The organism is Pseudomonas sp. S35, assembly GCF_009866765.1.
Classification (GTDB): Bacteria; Pseudomonadota; Gammaproteobacteria; order Pseudomonadales; family Pseudomonadaceae; genus Aquipseudomonas.
Window position 1 is genome coordinate 4799381 of sequence record NZ_CP019431.1, and the last position, 19757, is coordinate 4819137.

General features: G+C 59.6%; 15 protein-coding genes. 9 read left to right on the forward strand and 6 right to left on the reverse strand.

The window, feature by feature from the left end:
• Positions 1-147: 147 nt before the first annotated feature.
• The gene (gene aqpZ / locus PspS35_RS21495; protein WP_159936703.1) at positions 148-849 is read left to right on the forward strand and encodes an aquaporin Z; all 702 of its coding nucleotides are present in this window, start codon (positions 148-150) and stop codon (positions 847-849) included.
• An 11-nt stretch (positions 850-860) separates the two neighbouring features.
• On the opposite strand, the gene PspS35_RS21500 is transcribed toward aqpZ, so the two are convergent.
• Entirely contained in the window at positions 861-1985 is a 1125-nt protein-coding gene (locus tag PspS35_RS21500; RefSeq protein WP_159936704.1) for a GNAT family N-acetyltransferase, read from the reverse strand.
• 282 nt (positions 1986-2267) lie between these two features.
• On the opposite strand from PspS35_RS21500, the gene PspS35_RS21505 reads away from it, so the two are divergent.
• Positions 2268-3614, forward strand: coding sequence for a putative porin (locus PspS35_RS21505; RefSeq protein WP_159936705.1), 1347 nt, complete (start codon positions 2268-2270; stop codon positions 3612-3614).
• Between the two features lie 147 nt (positions 3615-3761).
• Here PspS35_RS21505 and PspS35_RS21510 read toward each other — a convergent pair whose 3' ends face one another.
• The 4 genes from PspS35_RS21510 to hrpA all read right to left on the reverse strand — a co-directional run bounded on the left by PspS35_RS21510 (position 3762) and on the right by hrpA (position 10007).
• Entirely contained in the window at positions 3762-4007 is a 246-nt protein-coding gene (locus tag PspS35_RS21510) for a zf-HC2 domain-containing protein (protein WP_159936706.1), read from the reverse strand.
• Positions 4001-4615, reverse strand: a complete 615-nt coding sequence (locus tag PspS35_RS21515; protein WP_159936707.1) for an RNA polymerase sigma factor — start codon at positions 4613-4615, stop codon at positions 4001-4003. Before PspS35_RS21515 ends, PspS35_RS21510 begins: the two co-directional genes overlap by 7 nt.
• A gap of 17 nt (positions 4616-4632) precedes the next feature.
• Positions 4633-5754, reverse strand: a complete 1122-nt coding sequence (locus PspS35_RS21520) for a beta-ketoacyl-ACP synthase III (RefSeq protein WP_159936708.1) — start codon at positions 5752-5754, stop codon at positions 4633-4635.
• Positions 5755-6095: 341 nt separating this feature from the next.
• Positions 6096-10007: an ATP-dependent RNA helicase HrpA gene (gene hrpA, locus PspS35_RS21525; protein ID WP_159936709.1), complete on the reverse strand. Its 3912-nt coding sequence runs from the start codon at positions 10005-10007 to the stop codon at positions 6096-6098.
• A 303-nt stretch (positions 10008-10310) separates the two neighbouring features.
• Between hrpA and PspS35_RS21530 the strand changes: the two genes are divergently transcribed.
• The 4 genes from PspS35_RS21530 to PspS35_RS21545 all read left to right on the forward strand — a co-directional run bounded on the left by PspS35_RS21530 (position 10311) and on the right by PspS35_RS21545 (position 14161).
• Entirely contained in the window at positions 10311-11027 is a 717-nt protein-coding gene (locus PspS35_RS21530) for a hypothetical protein (protein ID WP_159936710.1), read from the forward strand.
• A 204-nt stretch (positions 11028-11231) separates the two neighbouring features.
• Positions 11232-12788, forward strand: coding sequence for a hypothetical protein (locus tag PspS35_RS21535; RefSeq protein WP_159936711.1), 1557 nt, complete (start codon positions 11232-11234; stop codon positions 12786-12788).
• A gap of 128 nt (positions 12789-12916) precedes the next feature.
• Positions 12917-13237: a hypothetical protein gene (locus PspS35_RS21540; RefSeq protein ID WP_159936712.1), complete on the forward strand. Its 321-nt coding sequence runs from the start codon at positions 12917-12919 to the stop codon at positions 13235-13237.
• A 135-nt stretch (positions 13238-13372) separates the two neighbouring features.
• Positions 13373-14161, forward strand: coding sequence for a hypothetical protein (locus PspS35_RS21545; protein WP_159936713.1), 789 nt, complete (start codon positions 13373-13375; stop codon positions 14159-14161).
• A gap of 20 nt (positions 14162-14181) precedes the next feature.
• On the opposite strand, the gene aceK is transcribed toward PspS35_RS21545, so the two are convergent.
• Positions 14182-15903, reverse strand: coding sequence for a bifunctional isocitrate dehydrogenase kinase/phosphatase (gene aceK / locus PspS35_RS21550; RefSeq protein ID WP_159936714.1), 1722 nt, complete (start codon positions 15901-15903; stop codon positions 14182-14184).
• A 389-nt stretch (positions 15904-16292) separates the two neighbouring features.
• On the opposite strand from aceK, the gene PspS35_RS21555 reads away from it, so the two are divergent.
• The 3 genes from PspS35_RS21555 to PspS35_RS21565 all read left to right on the forward strand — a co-directional run bounded on the left by PspS35_RS21555 (position 16293) and on the right by PspS35_RS21565 (position 19737).
• Positions 16293-17918, forward strand: a complete 1626-nt coding sequence (locus tag PspS35_RS21555; protein WP_159936715.1) for a methyl-accepting chemotaxis protein — start codon at positions 16293-16295, stop codon at positions 17916-17918.
• Between the two features lie 64 nt (positions 17919-17982).
• Positions 17983-18879: a DMT family transporter gene (locus tag PspS35_RS21560; protein WP_159936716.1), complete on the forward strand. Its 897-nt coding sequence runs from the start codon at positions 17983-17985 to the stop codon at positions 18877-18879.
• A gap of 66 nt (positions 18880-18945) precedes the next feature.
• On the forward strand, positions 18946-19737 hold the full coding sequence (locus PspS35_RS21565; protein WP_159936717.1) for a CPBP family intramembrane glutamic endopeptidase: 792 nt from the start codon (positions 18946-18948) through the stop codon (positions 19735-19737).
• Positions 19738-19757: the final 20 nt, after the last annotated feature.

The following is a 19757-nucleotide window of genomic DNA, read 5'->3' on the forward strand; positions in this document are numbered from 1 at the left end:
ACAGGCCTCTGGTACTTTTTCATCGCCTGGATTTGTGTAAGAACCCTGCTGTACTCAGTGCAGTGCCCAGACGGGCGCTGAAGTAAATCTGCAGGGAGCATCACTGATTTACTGGTTCGGTAGAGCGATCTATCAAGGACGTGTTGCATGTCTTTGTTCAAGCGTTCAGTCACAGAGGGGCTGGGTACGTTTTGGCTGGTGTTGGGCGGTTGCGGGAGTGCGGTGTTGGCCGCCGCGTTTCCCGCTGTCGGGATCGGGTTGCTGGGGGTGTCACTGGCGTTCGGGCTCACGGTGCTGACCATGGCGGTGGCGATCGGGCCTATCAGCGGTTGTCACCTCAACCCGGCGGTATCGGTGGGGCTGGTCGTGGGCGGAAGGTTTGCGGCCAGGGAGTTGCCAGCGTACATCGCGGCTCAAGTTATCGGTGGAGTCGTCGCGGCGGCCTTGTTGTATTTCATCGCCAGCGGCAAGCCGGGCTTTGAACTGGCCGGCGGGCTCGCCTCCAACGGTTATGGCGAGCATTCGCCGGGCGGGTACTCGATGGCGGCCGGGTTAGTCTGTGAGCTGGTGATGACGGCCATGTTCGTGCTGATCATCCTCGGCGCCACCGACCACCGCGCCCCGAAAGGCCTCGCGCCCATCGCCATCGGCCTGGCATTGACCTTGATCCACTTGATCTCCATCCCCGTGACCAACACCTCGGTCAACCCGGCCCGCAGTACCGGCCCGGCACTGATCGTAGGCGGGTGGGCGATCCAGCAACTGTGGATGTTCTGGCTCGCGCCGATCCTTGGTGCGGTAATCGGCGGCGTCACGTATCGATGGCTGGGCCGGGAGGAGTCGGCCTGAGGCAAACGGGGTCAGCCCTGCCGATACGGCAGGGCTGCCCTCGCCTCTTCGGCATAAGCCAGAATCCCCACCCGCTCGCGCGCCAGGAAATCCTCCACGGCATTCTTCAACCCCGGATGGCGCAAGTAATGCCAGGAATGGGTGATCACCGGCTCAAACCCGCGAATCAATTTGTGCTCGCCCTGGGCGCCGGCGTCGAAACGTTGCAGGCCGTGGGCAATGGCGTAGTCCATGCCTTGGTAGAAACAGGTTTCGAAATGCAGGCGGTCGAATTCCGCCAGGCACCCCCAGTAACGGCCATAGAAGCTGTCGCCGCCGATCAGGCTGAACGCCATGGCCACCGGCCGCGTGCCTTGCTTGGCCAGCACCACGCGGATCGCCTCGGGCATGCGTTCGGCCAGCAGGCTGAAAAACGCGCGGGTCAGGTAGGGCGACTGGCGGCGCACCGCGTAGGTGTTGGCGTAGCAGGCGTAGACAAAATCCCAGTGCGCCTCGCTTAGTTCATGGCCTTGCAACCATTCGAAGTCGATGCCCTGCCCCGCCACCTGCTCACGCTCTTTGCGCATCTGTTTACGCTTGCGTGAACTCAGCGCGTCGAGGAAATCCTGGAAGTCGCGGTAGCCACGGTTCTGCCAATGAAACTGGCAGCCCAGGCGCTGCATCCAGCCCGGTTGGCCGGACATTGCCTCGTCGGCCAGGGCATCGGTGAAGTTGATATGCGCACTGGAAAGCCCCTCGATTTCCAGGTAGCCCGGCAGGCTGTTGAGCAACTCGAAGCCGTCTTGCGCATTGGCGGCCAACAGGCGTGGGCCGCTGACGGGACTGAACGGCACAGCCGTGAGCAGCTTAGGGTAGTAATCGATACCAGCTCGCTGGCAGGCGTCGGCCCAGCCATGGTCGAACACGTACTCGCCATAGGAATGCCACTTGCGATAACCGGGCAATGCCGCCACCAACCGATCGCCCTCCCAGTGCAACAAATGCTCAGGCTGCCAGCCCGAGTGCGGCCCGACGCTGGCGCTGTCTTCCAGGGCGCTCAGGAACGCATGCCGCACGAACGGTTGGGCCTGCGGCACCAGCGCATCCCAGGTATCCGGGGCTGTTTCGGACAAGCTTTGCAGGCGTTGCAACGGCATCGGCATCCTCACTACGTCAGGGCGTAAAGCCTCGCGAGTATCGCTTATCGCCGCCTTCAACACACCTTCAAATCGCATCACAAGGCTCTAAACCAATAGTTCCTGCGCTGAATGATTTGTCATCTAGATGACATCACTTCGCCACTGCTGCGTCATAAACCATCGCGATACTGACGCCTGTTTTTAGAGCGCCTGGTTCTACCAGGCGGCTATTTTTCCGTCCGTCATCGGTCGGTTGTGTCCTGGATGGTTTGCCATCCCTCCTCACTTTCGGAGATTGATATGCGTCTTGCTTCCACCAAAACTGCGGCGGTCCTGTGCGGCGGCCTGTTACTGGCCCTGAGCGTTCCGGCCAGCGCTGCAGTCGACGCTAAATTGCTCGACATGCTCAAGGCCAACGGCCAGATCACCGCTTCGCAGTACACCGAACTGCAAAACGAATTGGCCAAAGACCAGAAAGAACAGCAGATCGCACGGCAAGCTCAACAAGAGACCAACGAACAGATCGCGACCACCGCGAAAAAAACCAACGAGCTGAGCAGCTTCGACCAGAAACTGGCCTGGGCTGCCAAGACCCAGCTCAAGGGTGATGTGCGCTTTCGCCACGAAACCATCAAGATCGACGGCACCCCCAACAACGGCGGCAAGGACAAGGACCGTGAGCGTATCCGTGCCCGTCTGGGCGCATTTACCGAGATCAACCCGCAAGTCGACACCGGCATTCGTGTTGCGACCGGCAGCAGCGACGATGCCCGCTCCACCAACCAGGACCTGGATGGCTACTTCAACAAGAAGTCGATCTGGCTGGACCTGGGCTACATCGACTACCACCCGACTCAAATCAAGAATCTGCACGTGATTGGCGGCAAGATGCTGCAACCTTGGGTCAGCATGGGCGACGTGATCTGGGATAGCGATATCAACCCGGAAGGTCTGGCCCTGACTTACAAATACCCACTGGGCAGCAGTGCCGAGTTGTTCGGCAGCCTGGGTAACTACAGCCTCAAAGACAACGTCAACGGCGACGGCGTGCAATTTCGCAATGACCTGCGCATGACGGCCGGCCAGTTGGGGTCGCGCTTCTCCCTGACCGACAACCTGAAACTGACCCTGGGCGGCAGCGTCTACGCGTTCCAGAACGATGAAGACAGCCGCTGCCCAACCGCTGGCTCCTTCCAATGCCTGACCCCGGCCGAAACGGTAGCGAACACCACCGCCGGCAACGCCAGCGAGTACCGCCTGTACGAAGGCTTCAGCCAAGTTGATATCGGCGGCCTGGCTGTACCGTTGTCGTTCTATGGCCAGTACGTGCAAAACACCAAAGCCACCGATAAAGACAAGGACACAGCCTGGCTGCTCGGTGCCAAGTCCAAGGTGTTCGGTCTCAACCTGGACTACAACTACCGCGACGTACAACGTTACGCAGTGGTGGGTGCCTTCACCGACTCGGACTTCGCCGGCGGCTTCACCGGTGCACGTGGTCATAAGTTCAAGGTCGGTTACGACATCGACAAGAACTTCGCCATCGGTGCCACTTACTTCCTGACCAAGGCCGATTACGCCAGCGTCGCAGGTTACCGCGATGCCAAGGCCAACACCTTGCAGTTGGATGCAGAAGCCAAGTTCTAAGAAACACAGCTGTACGTTTCAAGCGACAAGCTTCAAGGAAGAGCGCCACTTGCAGCTTCAAGCCCACCGCTTGAAGCTGCTTCTTTAACAGTCTTGCGTGAGTGGACCGGTCCCCATCATCCGTCCGGCCCACCCACGCGAGCCTGTCTATTCCAAGCCTTTGTGATCCTTGAGCCGCTCGGCAGCCAGCCGCTGCGCCAGGGCATCCACATCCTCTACCGGCTCATCCGGCAGTATCTTCAGGGTGGCCTGCATCAGGCGCATCTGACGGATAAACCGGCGGCAGTTCGGGCAGAACATCAAGTGATGGCGCACCATCAGACGCTCGCGAAAGGTCAATTGCCCATCGAGATAGTCACTGGAACGTGCCACTTGTTCTTTACAGGTCAGCATTCGCCCGTTTCCTCAAAATGCTCCACCGTGGCGAAGACTTTAAGCCGCGCTCGATGCAACAGCACACGGACATTGGAGAGCGAGAGCGTTAAAAGATTACAGATCTCTTCCAGCTCCAGCCCCTGGCGTTCACGCAACACCAGCACGCTGCTTTGCAAATCCGACAAACTCAGCAACGTATGCTCCAGGCAATCACGCAGTTCATCCTCGGTCAGCAAGGCTTCCGGCGTGTCCTGGTGCCAAGCGTAGGGAGCGACCGCCCAGTGGCCGTCGTCGGGAGTGAAGCGGTCATCGCCGATGGTGCCGTGGGGCGAAGGCAAATCGTCGAGCAACACTTCCCGGCGATTCTGCTTGTAGCGGCCCTTGGCGGCGTTGGCCGTGATGGTCAGCAGCCAGGTCTTGAGGCTGGAGCGCCCCTCGAACCTGGCGATGTTGCGGACCACCGACAGCCAGGCGTCCTGCACCACTTCATCGGCATGGCGCTGGCCGACAATCGCATAGGCCACCGCGCGCATGGCGCTCTGGTAGGTGGTGACCAATTCCTTGTAAGCCTGCTGCTCGCCCTTGAGCAACCGTTCAAGCAGGTGCGTGTCGTCCGCTGCTGCCATTCAAGACCTCGATTGTCTTAGCGCTTGCGCAGGATCACGCTACCGATCGAATAGCCTGCGCCAAACGAACTGAGTACCGCGACAGCGCCCTTGGGCAAATCATCCTGGTAGGTGTGGAACGCAATCACCGAACCGGCGGAGCTGGTATTGGCGTAAGTATCGAGGATCACCGGGGCTTCTTCCACCGTGGCTTCACGGCCCAGCAGTTTCTTCACGATCAGGTGGTTCATGCTCAGGTTGGCCTGGTGCAGCCAGAAGCGTTTCACATCGGCCACGCTCAACTGGTTTTCTTGCAGGTGCACGCCGATCAACTCGGCCACCATCGGGCACACGTCACGGAAGACTTTGCGGCCTTCCTGCACGAACAGTTTGTCCGGCGCGCCGATACCCTCTTGCGCCGCGCGGTTGAGGAAGCCGAAGTTGTTGCGGATAGTATTGGAAAACTTGGTCAGCAGCTTGGTGCTCACCACATCGAACTGATGCTCGGAGGTCGCCAGGTCGGCGCGCTCAAGAACCACGGCGGTGGCTGCATCGCCGAAGATGAAGTGGCTGTCGCGATCACGAAAGTTCAGGTGGCCGGTGCACACTTCCGGATTGACCATCAGAATCGCCCGGGCCTGGCCCAACTGGATGCTGTTGGCGGCGTTCTGGATACCGAATGTGGCTGAGGAACACGCCACGTTCATGTCAAAACCGAACCCTGCAATGCCCAAGGCTTCCTGGACTTCGATGGCGATGGCCGGGTAGGCCCGCTGCAGGTTGGAGCAGGCGACGATCACGCCGTCGATGTCGGCGGCAGTCTTGCCGGCGCGCTTCAAGGCTTGTTCAGCGGCGCCGACGGCCATCTGGCAGAGGACAGACCATTCGTCATTGCTGCGCTCGGGCAAGCGTGGGGTCATGCGTTGCGGGTCGAGAATGCCGTCTTTGTCCATCACAAAGCGGCTCTTGATGCCCGACGCCTTTTCGATAAAGGCTGCGCTGGACTCAGTCAGCGCCTGCACCTCGCCGCGCTCGATGGCGGCGGCGTTGTCGGCATTGAACTGCTGCACGTAGGTATTGAAAGACTGCACCAGCTCTTCGTTGGAGATGCTGTTGGCAGGGGTGTAAAGGCCAGTGCCGCTGATGACGACGTTATGCACGGTCGTTCCTCTAGATCTGTCAGGCAGGGAAATTGGTACCGTCGTACCAAACTTTAAGTAGTTTTATTCCGCCCAGCGGACATCAAACTGGCATCGCTTTATTCCATCGCGTCGCGGCTGCCCACCAGCCCATCACGACGATCCCGGCATTTATGGGCGCGAAGTTTGCCACAAACCCAGGGATTTGGCGCCACTTCCCAGACAAACACCGTTTAAATGTGGGAAGCGGCTCGCCCCCGATAGCGGTGTGTCGGTCACAAAATCTGTTTCTGACAGACCGCTATCGGGAGCAAGCCCCCTCCCACATTTGGACTGGGTTGGTGCTGAAAATCGTGAAGGGATCAGGCCTCGACCAACGTCCACTGTTTGCTCAGGCGCTTGTCGGAAATCGGCACCTTGGTGCCCAACTGCTGGGCAAACAACGACACCCGATACTCCTCCAGCCACCAGCGATAGAGCTCCAACTGAGGATCGCGCTTGCCTTCCTGGGCGTGCTTTTTCAGGCGGTTCTGGTACTGCGCCCACAGCCCGCTGAGTTCGCCGCTCCACACCCGATCCTTCTGCACCTGGCTGGGCAACTTTTCCAGGCGCAATTCGATGGCCTTGAGGTAACGCGGCAGTTCCTTGAACCATTGCGCCGGGGTTTCCCGCACAAAACCTGGGTACACCAAGTTGCTCAGCTGTTGCTTGATATCGTTCAAGGCCACGGCCTGGGCCAGGTCGATCTTGCCTTTGAAGCGCTTTTGCAGGCCGTGCCAGAGTTTCAGCACTTCCAGGGTCAAGCGCGCCTGGCGCTCGGCGTGTTCAGTCCAACTGCCGCGCTTGCGTTCGGCCAAGGCGGCCAAGCCCGCGCCATCACGCGGCAGGCTGGCCTCGCCTTCCAACACGCAGGTATCGAGGCTGGCCAGCAGGATGTCTTCCACCAGCGCGTCGATACGCCCCAGTTCGCGGTACATCAGCCCCAGCTCGGTGAGGCCGGGTAACTTGCCGCGCAGGAATTTCGCCGGTTCCGCCAATTGCTGCATCAGCAGGCGCTGCAAGGCGCGACGATGCTGGAATTCAGCCTCGGCAGCGGTGGAGAAACGGCCTTCCTTAACGGTGCCGTTTTCCTCCACCAGCGCCGGATACACCGTCATCGACAGCCCGGCGATCTTCTGTTGGGTCTTCTCGGCCACAGCGGCAAAGACCTTGGCTTCCACCGGCTGCTGGCTTTTCGCCGTTTGCGGCACGGCCAACGCGGCCTGGCTGGCTTCGGCAAAGCGGGCGGTCAGCTCGGCCAGGTCGCGGCCTTCGCCGAGGAACTTGCCTTGCCCGTCGACCACTTCGAGGTTCATCTTCAGGTGGTTTTCCACCTGCTGCGCCGCCTCGGCCCAGGCCTCATCGCTGACCCGCGCACCGGTCATGCGCAACAATTCGCGGCCCAACGCCTGGGGCAACGAACCTTGACCGAATTCGATGCGTTGCAGCGCCGCCTTGACGAAGTCCGGCACCGGTACGAAGTTCTTGCGCAGGGCCTTGGGCAGGTTGCGCACCAGAGCGATGCACTTGGCCTCGATCACCCCCGGCACCAGCCATTCCAGGCGCTCCGGCGGCAACGCAGGCAGCAGCGGCGCGGGTACGCGCAGGGTCACGCCATCACGCGGGTGGTTGGGTTCAAAGTGGTAACTCAGGGCCAGTTCCAGATCGCCCAGGTGCAGGGTGTCCGGGTAATGCGCGGCGGTGACTTCACTGGCCTCGCGGGCCAGCACATCTTCTTCGCGCATGATCAGCAGGTGCGGGTCTTTCTGGCTGTTGACCTTGTACCAACTGTCGAAGGTGGCGGTCTGGTGGATCTGCGCCGGCAAACGTGCGTCGTAGAAGGCGTACAGGGTTTCTTCGTCGGCCAGGATGTCGCGGCGGCGCGCCTTGGCTTCCAGTTCGTCGAGTTGCTCCAGCAGTTGCTGGTTGGCCGTGAGGCACTTGGCGCGGGACTGGATCTCACCGCGCACCAGGCCTTCGCGGATAAACAGCTCGCGGGACACCACCGGGTCAATCGGCCCGTAATGCACCGGCCGGCGCCCCACCACAATCAGCCCGAACAGGGTGATCTGCTCAAACGCTACTACCTGGCCGCGCTTCTTCTCCCAATGCGGTTCGAAGTGGTTTTTCTTGATCAGGTGCCCGGCCAGCGGTTCGATCCAGTCGGCATCGATCTTGGCCACCATGCGCGCATACAACTTGGTGGTTTCCACCAGTTCGGCGGTCATCAGCCATTGCGGACGCTTCTTGCCAATGCCCGACGAGGGGTGAATCCAGAAACGCCGCTGACGCGCACCGAGGTAATCGCCGTCTTCGGTCTTCTGGCCGATCTGGCTAAGCAGGCCGGACAACACCGCTTTGTGCAGTTTCGGGAAATCCGCGGGCTCTTTATTGATGGTCAGCTGCATGTCGCGGCAGATCAGGCTCAACTGGCGATGGGAATCACGCCACTCGCGCAGGCGCAGGTAGTTGAGGAAGTTCTTGCGGCACCAATTGCGCAGCGGGCTGGCGGTCAATTCCTGGCGCTGTTCTTCAAAGCCACGCCACAGATTGACCAGCCCGGCGAAGTCCGAGTCCGGGTCTTTCCATTGTGCGTGCGCCTGGTCGGCGGCCTGTTGGCGCTCGGGCGGACGCTCGCGCGGGTCCTGGATCGACATCGCGCTGGCAACGATCAGTACTTCCTGCAAGCTGCCGAGTTTGGCGGCTTCCAGCAGCATGCGGCCCATGCGCGGGTCCACCGGCAGGCGCGCCAGCTGGCGGCCCAATGGCGTCAGTTGACTGTTGCGGTCCACCGCCGAAAGCTCTTGCAGCAGGTTGAAACCGTCGCTGATCGCCTTGCCATCCGGCGGTTCGATAAACGGGAAGTCGGTGATTTCGCCCAGGCGCAGGTGCAGCATCTGCAGGATCACGGCGGCGAGGTTGGTGCGCAGGATCTCAGGGTCGGTGAATTCGGGGCGCCCGATAAAATCTTCTTCGCTGAACAGCCGGATACAGATGCCCGGCTCGACCCGGCCGCAACGGCCTTTACGCTGGTTGGCGCTGGCCTGGGAAATCGCCTCGATCGGCAGACGCTGCACCTTGGCGCGGTAGCTATAGCGGCTGATGCGAGCGGTACCGCTGTCGATCACATAACGAATGCCTGGCACGGTCAACGAGGTTTCGGCGACGTTGGTCGCCAGCACCACGCGCCGGCCGGGGTGGGACTGGAAAATCCGCTGCTGCTCGGCGGGTGACAAACGCGCGTACAGCGGCAGGATTTCCGTGTGCTTGAGCTGGGCCTTGCGCAGCATCTCGGCGGCGTCGCGAATCTCGCGCTCGCCTGGCAAAAACACCAGCACATCGCCGGGGCTGCGCCGTTCGCTGCGCTCGTAGGCGGCGATTTCATCGAGGGTGGCGAGGATCGCCTGGTCGACAGTCAGGTCGTCCTCGACGCGGTTGCCCTCTTCGTCTTGTTCCAAGGTCAGCGGGCGGTACCAGGTGTCCACCGGGAAGGTGCGGCCCGAGACCTCGACAATCGGCGCATCGTCGAAATGCTTGGAGAAGCGTTCCAGGTCGATGGTCGCCGAAGTGATGATGACCTTGAGGTCCGGGCGACGCGGCAGCAGGGTCTTCAGATAACCCAGCAGGAAGTCGATGTTCAGGCTGCGTTCATGGGCTTCGTCGACGATGATCGTGTCGTAACGTTCCAGGTAACGGTCGTTCTGGGTTTCCGCCAGCAGGATGCCGTCGGTCATCAGCTTGATCAGGGTGTTGGAATCGCTCTGGTCCTCAAAGCGCACCTGATAGCCGACCAGTGCACCCAGCGGCGTGGCCAATTCTTCGGCAACCCGACTGGCAACGCTGCGCGCGGCGATCCGGCGCGGTTGCGTGTGGCCGATCAAGCCGTATTGGCCGCGACCGATTTCCAGGCAGATCTTCGGCAACTGGGTGGTTTTGCCCGAGCCGGTTTCGCCGGCGATGATCAGCACCTGATGCTTGTTCAGCGCGGCCTTGATCTCATCGCGCTTGGCCGCAATCGGCAAGCTGTCGTCATAGCGAATCAGCGGCACGCTGGCACGCCGGGCCGTGACCTGGGCGCAGGACGCCTGCATACGTGTCACCCACTGCGCCAGCTTCTCCTCGTCGGGTTTCTTGCGCAGCTCGAGCAACTGGCGCCGCAAGCGGTGGCGGTCGGCGAGCATGGCGTGGTCGAGGTTTTTCAGCAGTTGGTCGAGAGCGGGCGCTTGGTCAGTCATCAGGTACGCAAAGGTCTTTTAGTGAGGCAGGTAAGCCTGCGGTGACGTAATCAGAGGTGGCAATTGTCGCAGATTTCCGCCCCGGTGAACGAGACAACCCTTTTCATCCCCGCAAACCACTGCATTCCCCGGCTGCAACTGGCTGTTTGAAAACGATTGCAATGCCTAACCCACAGGCCAGCCGCACTTTTTCATACGCGACTATCAGAAGCAACCGAATGGCCAGCCCCTGACCCGCCAAGCTCTACTGCACCGGCACGCCATGTTTAGCAGGCGCCCCACCGCTCATCCTGGAAAAACCTCATGCCAACAGCCGTTCCTGTAACGCCCCCTGCCTCCATGCTGCCACCGTACACGGAGCATCGCTGTAGCACTGCGCAGGACTACGCCAACACGCTAAACCTTTACGCCGAAGATACGCGTACGCATTCAGTCAGGCAGCTAGAGCAATACCGGCCCCAGTCGCTGCCACCCACCTATTGGCAAGCTATGGACAGAGCAAGCCCTCTGCCTGAGCACGCCGAAAACACCACGCCACGTCCGAGCTACGAAGAGGCCCTGGGTACCAGCAGGTGCAACGAGGAGGATGACTGGCGGCTTTTACAGATGCTTTCAGGCAGCGCTCGGGCACACGCGTTGAAGCACGTGAATCGCCTCGACAACGCACTCGATAAAGCCGAGCAATTAGGCCAGCTATTGGTAGAGCGTGAAACGCAGGGTGGAACATCTATTGATGAAGACGCCGTTGCCGATGTAGCCCTGAAGATAGATCAGCTAAGGACTCTCTGGCGTAATGGCGCATTTGCGGGAGATGACGGTGTCACCACTCCATCGTTCGCAGCATCCGCCCCCACCTATCGAAAAGACCGCGAGGCCGCCCTCAGCACTTCGATAGACGAACTCTGGAACGTTGCCAATACCGAATACCAGGAAAAATACCTGCCCGATTCCGCGAGCGCAGACCCGATCCTGGAAACGGTTTTCCACCTGGCCAAGGCCCTGAAAGACGCTGAAATTTGAAGTCGGCCAATTCTTCGTGGATTTATTCAAACAACACAGTTAGCCCAAAAACGAGACCCGCGGCCTATGCCAATAACACCTGCAACCCACCACCCGGTGTTCCCGATCGATACAGCTCCCAAACAAGAGCCACACGTAGCGCAGAGTGCGCCGACCATAAGGCTGCCCTTGCCCGTGCCGCTTCTTCCTCTGAACGAGGCACTCATGGGTATCGACCGTCAACTCGCCAGACTTCATATAGCAAGGGCTGACAACACCATTGATCTATACGACCAATTTTTCATAGAAAAACTCGACCGAAAGCTCGTCGACGTCTACGGAACAACTATTGAAAAAACAACAGAAAACACTTTATTGATCCAAGACGTTCAGAACTCGATCAAGCAACGTAATGACTTAGCCAACGCCAGGAATCTCTATGCCCAAGACGGAACCGGGCACCAAACAAACGCCGTCCATGGACCTGCTACTGAACGCGCGCAAAAACACATCGCGGCGCTCGACAATGCGGCATCAGCACTCGACGCTGATATGGCCGCCACCCTGCAGAAAGGCGCTGGACGAAAACCCACCGAAAAAATAGAAATTGACTACATCACGGCCCATAAGGCGCTGAGCGAAAACCGCAACGCCTGGCTCACTGGCAAACTGGATGAACGCTCAAAGACGAGCCTGCGGACTTTAGCCCTGACCGACCGCTTTAAGGGGAAAGTTGATACACCGCCCACTGCGCGCGCCCAGGAGCGTCAACTCAGAACACAGCTCGAGATGAATGTAGAGCGTACGAAGTTCGAGTTTGATCATGAGACAGAGGTGTTTAGCCGCACGACGTGTCGCGACCTTGAACCCTGGACCCCTCCCACATTCGACGAATTGGACAGTTCCCCCCCACCCATCGCAACAGGCACACAGCTCACGGTCACCCATGCCTCAATAGTCAGAAATAGTGATAGCGCGCAGAGAGCGCGTATTGAAGCCCAGGTTTTCGCGCTTGATAAAGACATCGAACAGATCGACCGACGACTGAAGAGGCTTTCCAACAGTCGCCCAGACCCCTTGAAACCGGAGCAACTGCTATTTATCCGCAACACTATCAGCGAACTGCGCAATAGCTGGGCACGCGGCCTACTGACGCAAAGTAACGACAGCAGCATTGGGCGGTTGCTGAAAAAGAATGACGACGACTTGCTTCGCAACACGCTTGAACAGAGAGTGACTCAAGCAAAAGCGCTTAACTTTGCCCCCACTCTTCCCGTTGCAATCAATCAAAAACTCAGTGGTTCAAACCTGGACATCGCTCAGAGCAACGTGAAACGGTGCGACGAAGCACTCACCGCATTCGATCGCGCCATCTATAAAGCACAAAACGCTGGAATAGAGCATGCAAGCATGTCAGGGAACGTCTTTTTCGCCCGTGAAGCCATGATGAAACTGCGCAACGCGTGGGCGATGGGTGAAATTTCAGAGCTACCGGATGGCATACGACGCCACACAGGTACCCCTGCCGGTAGGCGACACTCAGATCTTTTACTCCAAGTAGAAGTAGAGGCGGATATCCGGCTTCATGCAAACCTGAGCTCGCCAACGATGACCATGGATCCCGAGCCGACAGTGGAAAGGATTAATCGCGCCGCCAAAGCCTTACTAGTCTGGACTATCAACGAGGAACTGGAGGCTGCCTATATGAACACTGCGTACCCTGGTGTCCTTGACTATCCCAAGCAACGCGATAATCGGTTGCACCAGCCTATCAGCGCTTAAGCGCTATCTACCGATTTGCGCAGATAAGGGCCCCCTCAATGACCTTACCGGCGCAAATTGCCTCCTGCCGGCTCTTTCGGTAGCCCCCGCGCAAACCACTGCAATACCACCGCCCCAAAGGAGCAACGATGATCAAACTCAACCCGTTTTCTACCCCTGAGCCCGGCACCGCCCTAGGCCGGCTGATGCAGCAGACCCATACCATCCAAGGAGCCGTAGTTAAAAGCCTGGTGGAACAAGGGCACAGACACGTCCTCGAGAATAGCCGAAGCCTGGAACAAGCGTTGTTTCGTCCTGTGCGCCAACGCCAGGAAAGTGCACCGCAGGAAAAGGGGCATCAACTTCAAGCCTGGATCCACATCTCAAGGCTTGACAATGATCTTGAAGTTTTCGATCAGGAAAGCCGCAACTTGTTTGCCTCACAACCGGATGCCCAGACCGGCCTGTAGAAAATCGCGCAACGCAATGAGCAACTGACGACTCGCGCCGAACAACGCAAAGCTCTGCTGAATCGTCGTGCGGAATGGACCGCGGCCACCCCTCCACGCTCCAGCGAGTTGGACCCGATAACCGAACCCATCCTATTGTCCGCGCCACTGAACCCAGTGCTGCTCAAGCAGGATCTGGAAAAAACCCTCAAACATGTCAACGCGCTGGACGAAGAGATTGCGTCTTTGGATAGCGTTATCAAAAAACAGCCGCAGCCTTTGTCTCGCGTAGAGGAAGACATTTTTATCCGGCGACGTAACGCAATGACTGAATACCGCAACGCGTGGGCAACAGGGCGGCTCAAAAGCAGCAGCCAGCTCAAAGCCTCACTGGGCCTCAGCCCTATGCGTAAAAGCTTGGAGCAAGGTCTTGAGCGCAGCAAGCAATTGGCGCTGCTGGATCTGACACTCCACCGACAGGACCGCCTGGTCGAAACCGCACACCTCAAGGGCCTGGACGACAGATTTTCACCGGGTGCTGTCAAGGCTGCGCGTGAGGCCATCGTCAACCTGCGCGATGCGTGGAAAAACGGAAGTCTTGATGGCACTTCCTTCGAGGGCATAAATACTGTGATGTTTATAAGCAAGGCAAATAATCAGCGAAAAAAGCTGGAGTTGGCAGCGATCAACAATGGCTACGTACGGCTGAATACCGTCCCTCGCACCCAGCAAGCGGGCAGCAGCCAACAGCCCGAGCCTGTGAACAAGTTGGCTCACCCCGATAGCGACATGCATGCCCTAAATGTCGCCACCCGTCAGAAAATAGAAGACGATGATATCCGGCATCTGCTCGCAGACCTGGAGGTGGGTTTTCTCGAGAACTACACCAACTTATTAAACAACTTGGTCCTTTATACCCGACGTACCGAAGCGCACGGGTATTAACGCCCACTGTTCGACCTTTCCTACTCGCCCTCCCCCCACCTGCGCCGATAAGGGAACACATCAATGACCTTACCGGCGCGGATTGCCTCTTGCAGCCCCTTCCAGTAGTCCGCGTTATAGAGCTCACCGTGCAGTTGATCGAACAACTTGCGCTGACCGGCGTCGGCAAACAGGAACGGCGGGAACTCTTCAGGGAAGACATCCAACGGGCCGATGGAGTACCAGGGCTCGGAGGCCATTTCATCCTCGGGAGTACGGGGCTCGGGGATATGGCGGAAGTTGGCCTCGGTGAGAAAACAGATTTCGTCGTAGTCGTAGAACACCACGCGGCCGTGGCGGGTGACGCCGAAGTTTTTCAGCAGCATGTCGCCGGGAAAGATATTCGCCGCCGCCAGTTGTTTGATCGCCAGTCCATAGTCTTCCAAAGCTTCACGCACCTGGGCCGGGTTGGCGTTTTCCAGGTAGAGGTTGAGCGGGGTCATGCGCCGTTCGGTCCAGCAGTGGCGAATGAGCACCGTGTCGCCTTCCACTTCGACCGTGCCGGCGGCCACTTCCAGTAACTCGGCCAGGCACTCGGGCTCGAACTTGCTCAAGGGGAAGCGGAAGTCGGCGAACTCCTGGGTATCGGCCATGCGCCCGACGCGGTCGACGCTTTTAACCAGGCGGTACTTCTCGATCACCGTGGCACGGTTGACGTTTTTCGACGGCGAGAAGCGGTCCTTGATGATCTTGAACACAGTGTTGAAGCCCGGCAGGGTAAACACGCTCATGACCATGCCGCGCACGCCGGGGGCCATGATGAACTGGTCATCGGTGGTCGCCAGGTGGTTGATCAGCGCACGGTAGAACTCCGACTTGCCGTGCTTGTAGAAGCCGATGGAGGTGTATAGCTCGGCGATATGCTTGCCCGGCAGGATGCGCTTGAGAAAACCGATGAATTCCGCAGGCACCGGCACGTCGACCATGAAGTAGGAACGGGTAAACGAAAAGATGATCGACACATCGGCTTCGTCGGTGATCAACGCATCAATCTGAATGCCCTGCCCTTCGCGGTGCAGCAGCGGAATCACCAGGGGCCATTGTTCGTCATGGGTATAGATACGTCCTACCAGATAGGCGCCTTTGTTGCGGTAGAGCACCGAGGAAAACAGCTCGACCTTGAGGTCCGGGTCCTTGCAGACCCAGTCGGGCAGGTTTTCCCGCAGTTGCGCTTCGAGGCGCTGCAGGTCGGCGTTCAGGTCGGCATAGGGTTCGCTGAAACGGTAGTCGGCAAACATCTGCGCGAGCATCTCACCGATGTTGCCGGCGGGCAGGTAGGTGCGGGTCTGCGCGGCCCGCGCCTTGCGCAGGCTAGGCCGGGTGGTGTGGATAAACATGCAGCCGTCGCTGATCAAGTCGTGGCTGAACAGGCCGCAGAAGATCGAGTTGTACCAGGTCTCGGACAGCTCATCGTCGAAACGCAGGTCGATCAGGCTGATGTAGGCGCTTTTCACCAAAGGCCACAGGTCGATATCCATTAAGTCCACGTCATCGAAGCGGGCGTGCAGGCCCGTGATCACCTCAAACACCTTCTCTTCATAGAGGTTGATCCGCGCCGCCGAGGCGGCCTGGCCCTGTTGCCATTGGGCCTTCTCGAACCGCTCACGGGCGCCATCGGTGATCTGGCGAAAGTGCTCACGGTAATCGTCGAAGCCGTCGAGGATCGTGCGGGCAATCGCGAGGGCGGGCGTGGGTTGCGACATGCGGGAAACCTCGAGCGGGCATCGGGAAGCCTTGAGCTTAGCCAGTGTACGTAAGCAGGAGAAGGGTGAATTTTTGCGTAGCGTTGTACCCCTTCGCTGACTTTGTACATTTGTTTTCAAATTATTTAATTCGACCATACGGTCAATAAAAACACCGTATTGTCGCCTTGCGTTCGCCCAATAGCCTCTAACGGCGGGGCTTGGCACCCCGGCAGCAAAAATAGCAGGCCCGATTCCAATCCTGATTCCGCCCCAAGGATTGGATCCAACTAAGGGAAACCCCGATTACCACAATGATGGCACTTTGATATACAGCGCGCCCTCTCCCACCCTAACAAGGTCAAAAGACCGATCCGGGAGCAGGTTCTAATTGCCCAAGGAGCATTGAGATGTCATTGAGGAATATGAGGATCGGTCTGCGTGCCAGTCTGAGTTTTGGGGTGTTGGCCAGCTTGCTGGTGATTGTGGGCCTGTTCGGCCTGGGGCAGATGGCCAAGCTGCGCGAAAGCGCGCTGGTCATCGAACAGTCGTGGATGCCGAGCATCGAGAATATCCACGACAGCGCGGCCTTCGCGGCGAGCATCCGTCTGGAGGCCTTGCGTCTGGTGACCACCGATGAGTCTCGGGTGCGTGACAACAGCAGGAACCTGATCACCCGCCATCGCAGCGAGCTGCAAACCCTGTTGGACCACCATGAAACCCTGCTGACCAATGAAGAAGAGCGCGAGATGCTCACGCAGGTGAAAACCGACGTGGCCGGCTACCTGGCGATCGTCAGCCAGATGGTGGAATTGATCGATAAGGATCAGCAACAAGACGCTATCGACCTGCTCAACAACCGTCTCGCCCCTCAAGGCACACGCCTCACCCAGAGTTTGGAAAAGCTGATCGTCTTCAACCAGAACGGCGTCGAAGCTGCAGCGGATAGCGCCGCACAGATGTATTCGAGCGCGCTATGGGTGGTCGGCCTGATCATCGTTATTGCGCTGATCGCCACTTTGCTGCTGGCGTGGCTGCTGACCCGCAGCATCACCGCGCCGCTCAGCCAGGCGCTGACCGTGGCACGCACCATCGCCGCCGGCGACTTGAGCCAGCCGATTGTCGTGAGCGGCCATGACGAACCGGCCCAACTGCTCAGCGCCCTGGCCACCATGCAGGCACAGTTGCAGGGCACTATCCGCGGCATCAGCGAGTCGGCGCAGCAATTGGCGTCGGCCGCCGAAGAGATGAGCTCGGTGATGGAGCAAAGCACCCGTGGCCTGCAGGCGCAAAATGATGAAATCGAACAAGCCGCCACCGCTGTCACCGAGATGAGCGCGGCTGTGGACGAAGTGGCGGGCAATGCGGTGTCCAGCGCAGAAGCGTCCCAGGCCTCGGATGAAGACAGCAAGCACGGCCACTACCAGATCAGCGAGACCATCAGCTCGATCCAGAACCTGGTGGATGAAGTACTCGGCGCCTCGAACAAGGCCGAAGGCCTGGCGGTGCAAGCCCAGGACATCAGCAAGGTGCTGGAAGTGATCCGCGGCATCGCCGGGCAGACCAACCTGCTGGCACTCAATGCGGCGATTGAAGCGGCGCGCGCGGGTGAAGCCGGGCGTGGTTTTGCGGTGGTCGCTGACGAGGTGCGTTCCCTCGCGCAGCGCACACAGGATTCCACCGAAGAAATCGAGCAGATGATCAGCGGTATCCAGCAAGGCACGCAGGACACCGTCGAAGCGTTGAACAGCAGCGCCGAGCACGCCGGCCAGACCCTGCAACGGGCCAACAGCGCCGGCAGCGCTCTGGAAAAAATCACCGCCGCCATCTCGCAGATCAGCCAGCGCAACCTGGTGATCGCCAGCGCCGCCGAGCAGCAGGCCCTGGTCGCCCGCGAAGTGGACCGCAGCCTGGTGAACATCCGCGACCTGTCGACCCAGACCGCCGCTGGCGCCACCCAGACCTCGGCCGCCAGCCAGGAACTGTCGCGCTTGGCGGTGGACCTCAACGGTTTGGTGACGCGGTTTGTCGTTTAAACAGTGATTGTGTCGGGCAGGTGACTGGGCAACACTCGCGGCCTTATTGATGTAGGAATATTCCGTGAGACCTGTCGACACTCTTTACCTGTTGGGGCTGGCTGCCATCTGGGGCGCGAGCTTTTTGTTCATGCGCATTATCGCGCCGGAGATCGGCAGCGTGCCGACCGCGTTTTTCCGCGTGTCGATTGCCGCCGCCGGCTTGCTGGTGATGCTGGCGGTGATGCGGGTGCGCTGGGATTTCCAGGGCAAGTTCAAGACCGTCCTGCTGCTCGGTGTGATCAACTCCGGGATCCCCGCAACCCTGTACTCCGTGGCAGCCCAAGTGCTGCCGGCCGGTTACTCGGCGATCTTCAATGCCACCACGCCGTTGATGGGGGTGTTGATTGGCGGGTTGTTCTTCAGTGAACGCCTGACCCCGTCGAAAATCGCCGGGGTCAGCCTGGGGCTGTTTGGCGTCGGTGTACTGACCCGCGCCGGGCCGGTGGCGTTTGACCTGCAATTGTTGACCGGCGCTGTGGCCTGCCTGCTGGCCACCACCTGTTATGGCTTCGCCGGCTTCCTCGCACGGCGCTGGCTGGACCAACGTGGCGGGCTGGACAGTCGACTGTCGGCCTTGGGCAGCATGCTCGGTGCAACGTTGTTTCTGTTGCCGCTGTTTGCCTACAGCGCAATCAGCCAACCGCCGGCGAGTTGGGGGGGCTGGCACGTATGGTTGTCGCTGCTCGGGTTGGGGCTGATCTGTACCGCGTTTGCCTACGTCCTGTATTTCCGCCTGCTCAGCGCCATCGGGCCGGTGAGGTCAATGACCACTACCTTCCTGATCCCACCGTTCGGCGTGCTCTGGGGCGCATTGCTGCTGGATGAGCCGCTGTCCATGGCGCATCTGTGGGGCGGGGTGTTGATTGGCGCGGCGTTGTGGCTGGTGTTGCGGCCGGGGAAGCTGGCCAAGGCGTTGTAGTCAGGTTTCATGCGGGCCGAGAAGGACGCTCGCTATAATCGCGCGCTGATTTTTTTAGGACTACCCATGATCGCACTGCCCTGGCTGTACCTGGCGCTTCTTTCCATTGGCTACGGACTGGCCCTGGCCTACGGGCAACTGGGGGTACTGGCGGCTGTGTCCGTCACCCTGCTGCTGGTCGCGGGGTACGCCGTGCGCCAGCAACGCACGTCGTGGGCGCGCTACCTGGGGCACGGGTTGTTTATCGTGCTGGCCCTTAGCCTGGCAATGCACTGGCTCCCAGGTTTCTACAACGCACGCGGCATTGACCCGCAGCGCTTCACCCCCGATTCTGTGCCCTTGTCGATGTACCTGAACCAGGACAAGCCGTTGATTGGCTTCTGGTTGTTGCTGGCCTGCCCCTGGATCGTGGCGCGACGCTCGTGGCGCCTATCTATCTGTGTCACCGCCCTGGCGTTGACCCTTACCGCCATCGCAGCCCTAGGGGGCGCAGCCTTGCTGGGAATGATCAGTTGGGCACCGAAATGGCCCGACCAGGCCTGGCTGTGGGTGCTCAATAACCTGCTGCTGGTGACACTGGTGGAAGAGGCGCTGTTCCGTGGATACATTCAAGGCGGTTTGAGCCAGCGCCTCAAACACTTGCCCTATGGCGACAACCTCGCGCTGCTGCTGGCGTCGCTGCTGTTCGGCGTGGTGCACGTGGGCGCAGGCTGGCACTGGGTACTGCTGGCGAGCATCGCCGGCGTCGGGTATGGCTTGGCGTATCGCTTTGGCGGGCTGGGTGCGGCGATTGCTACGCACTTTGGCTTGAACCTGCTGCACTTCGGGTTATTTACCTATCCCATGCTGGCCGGCTGATTGTTGCAAGAAATAAGTTA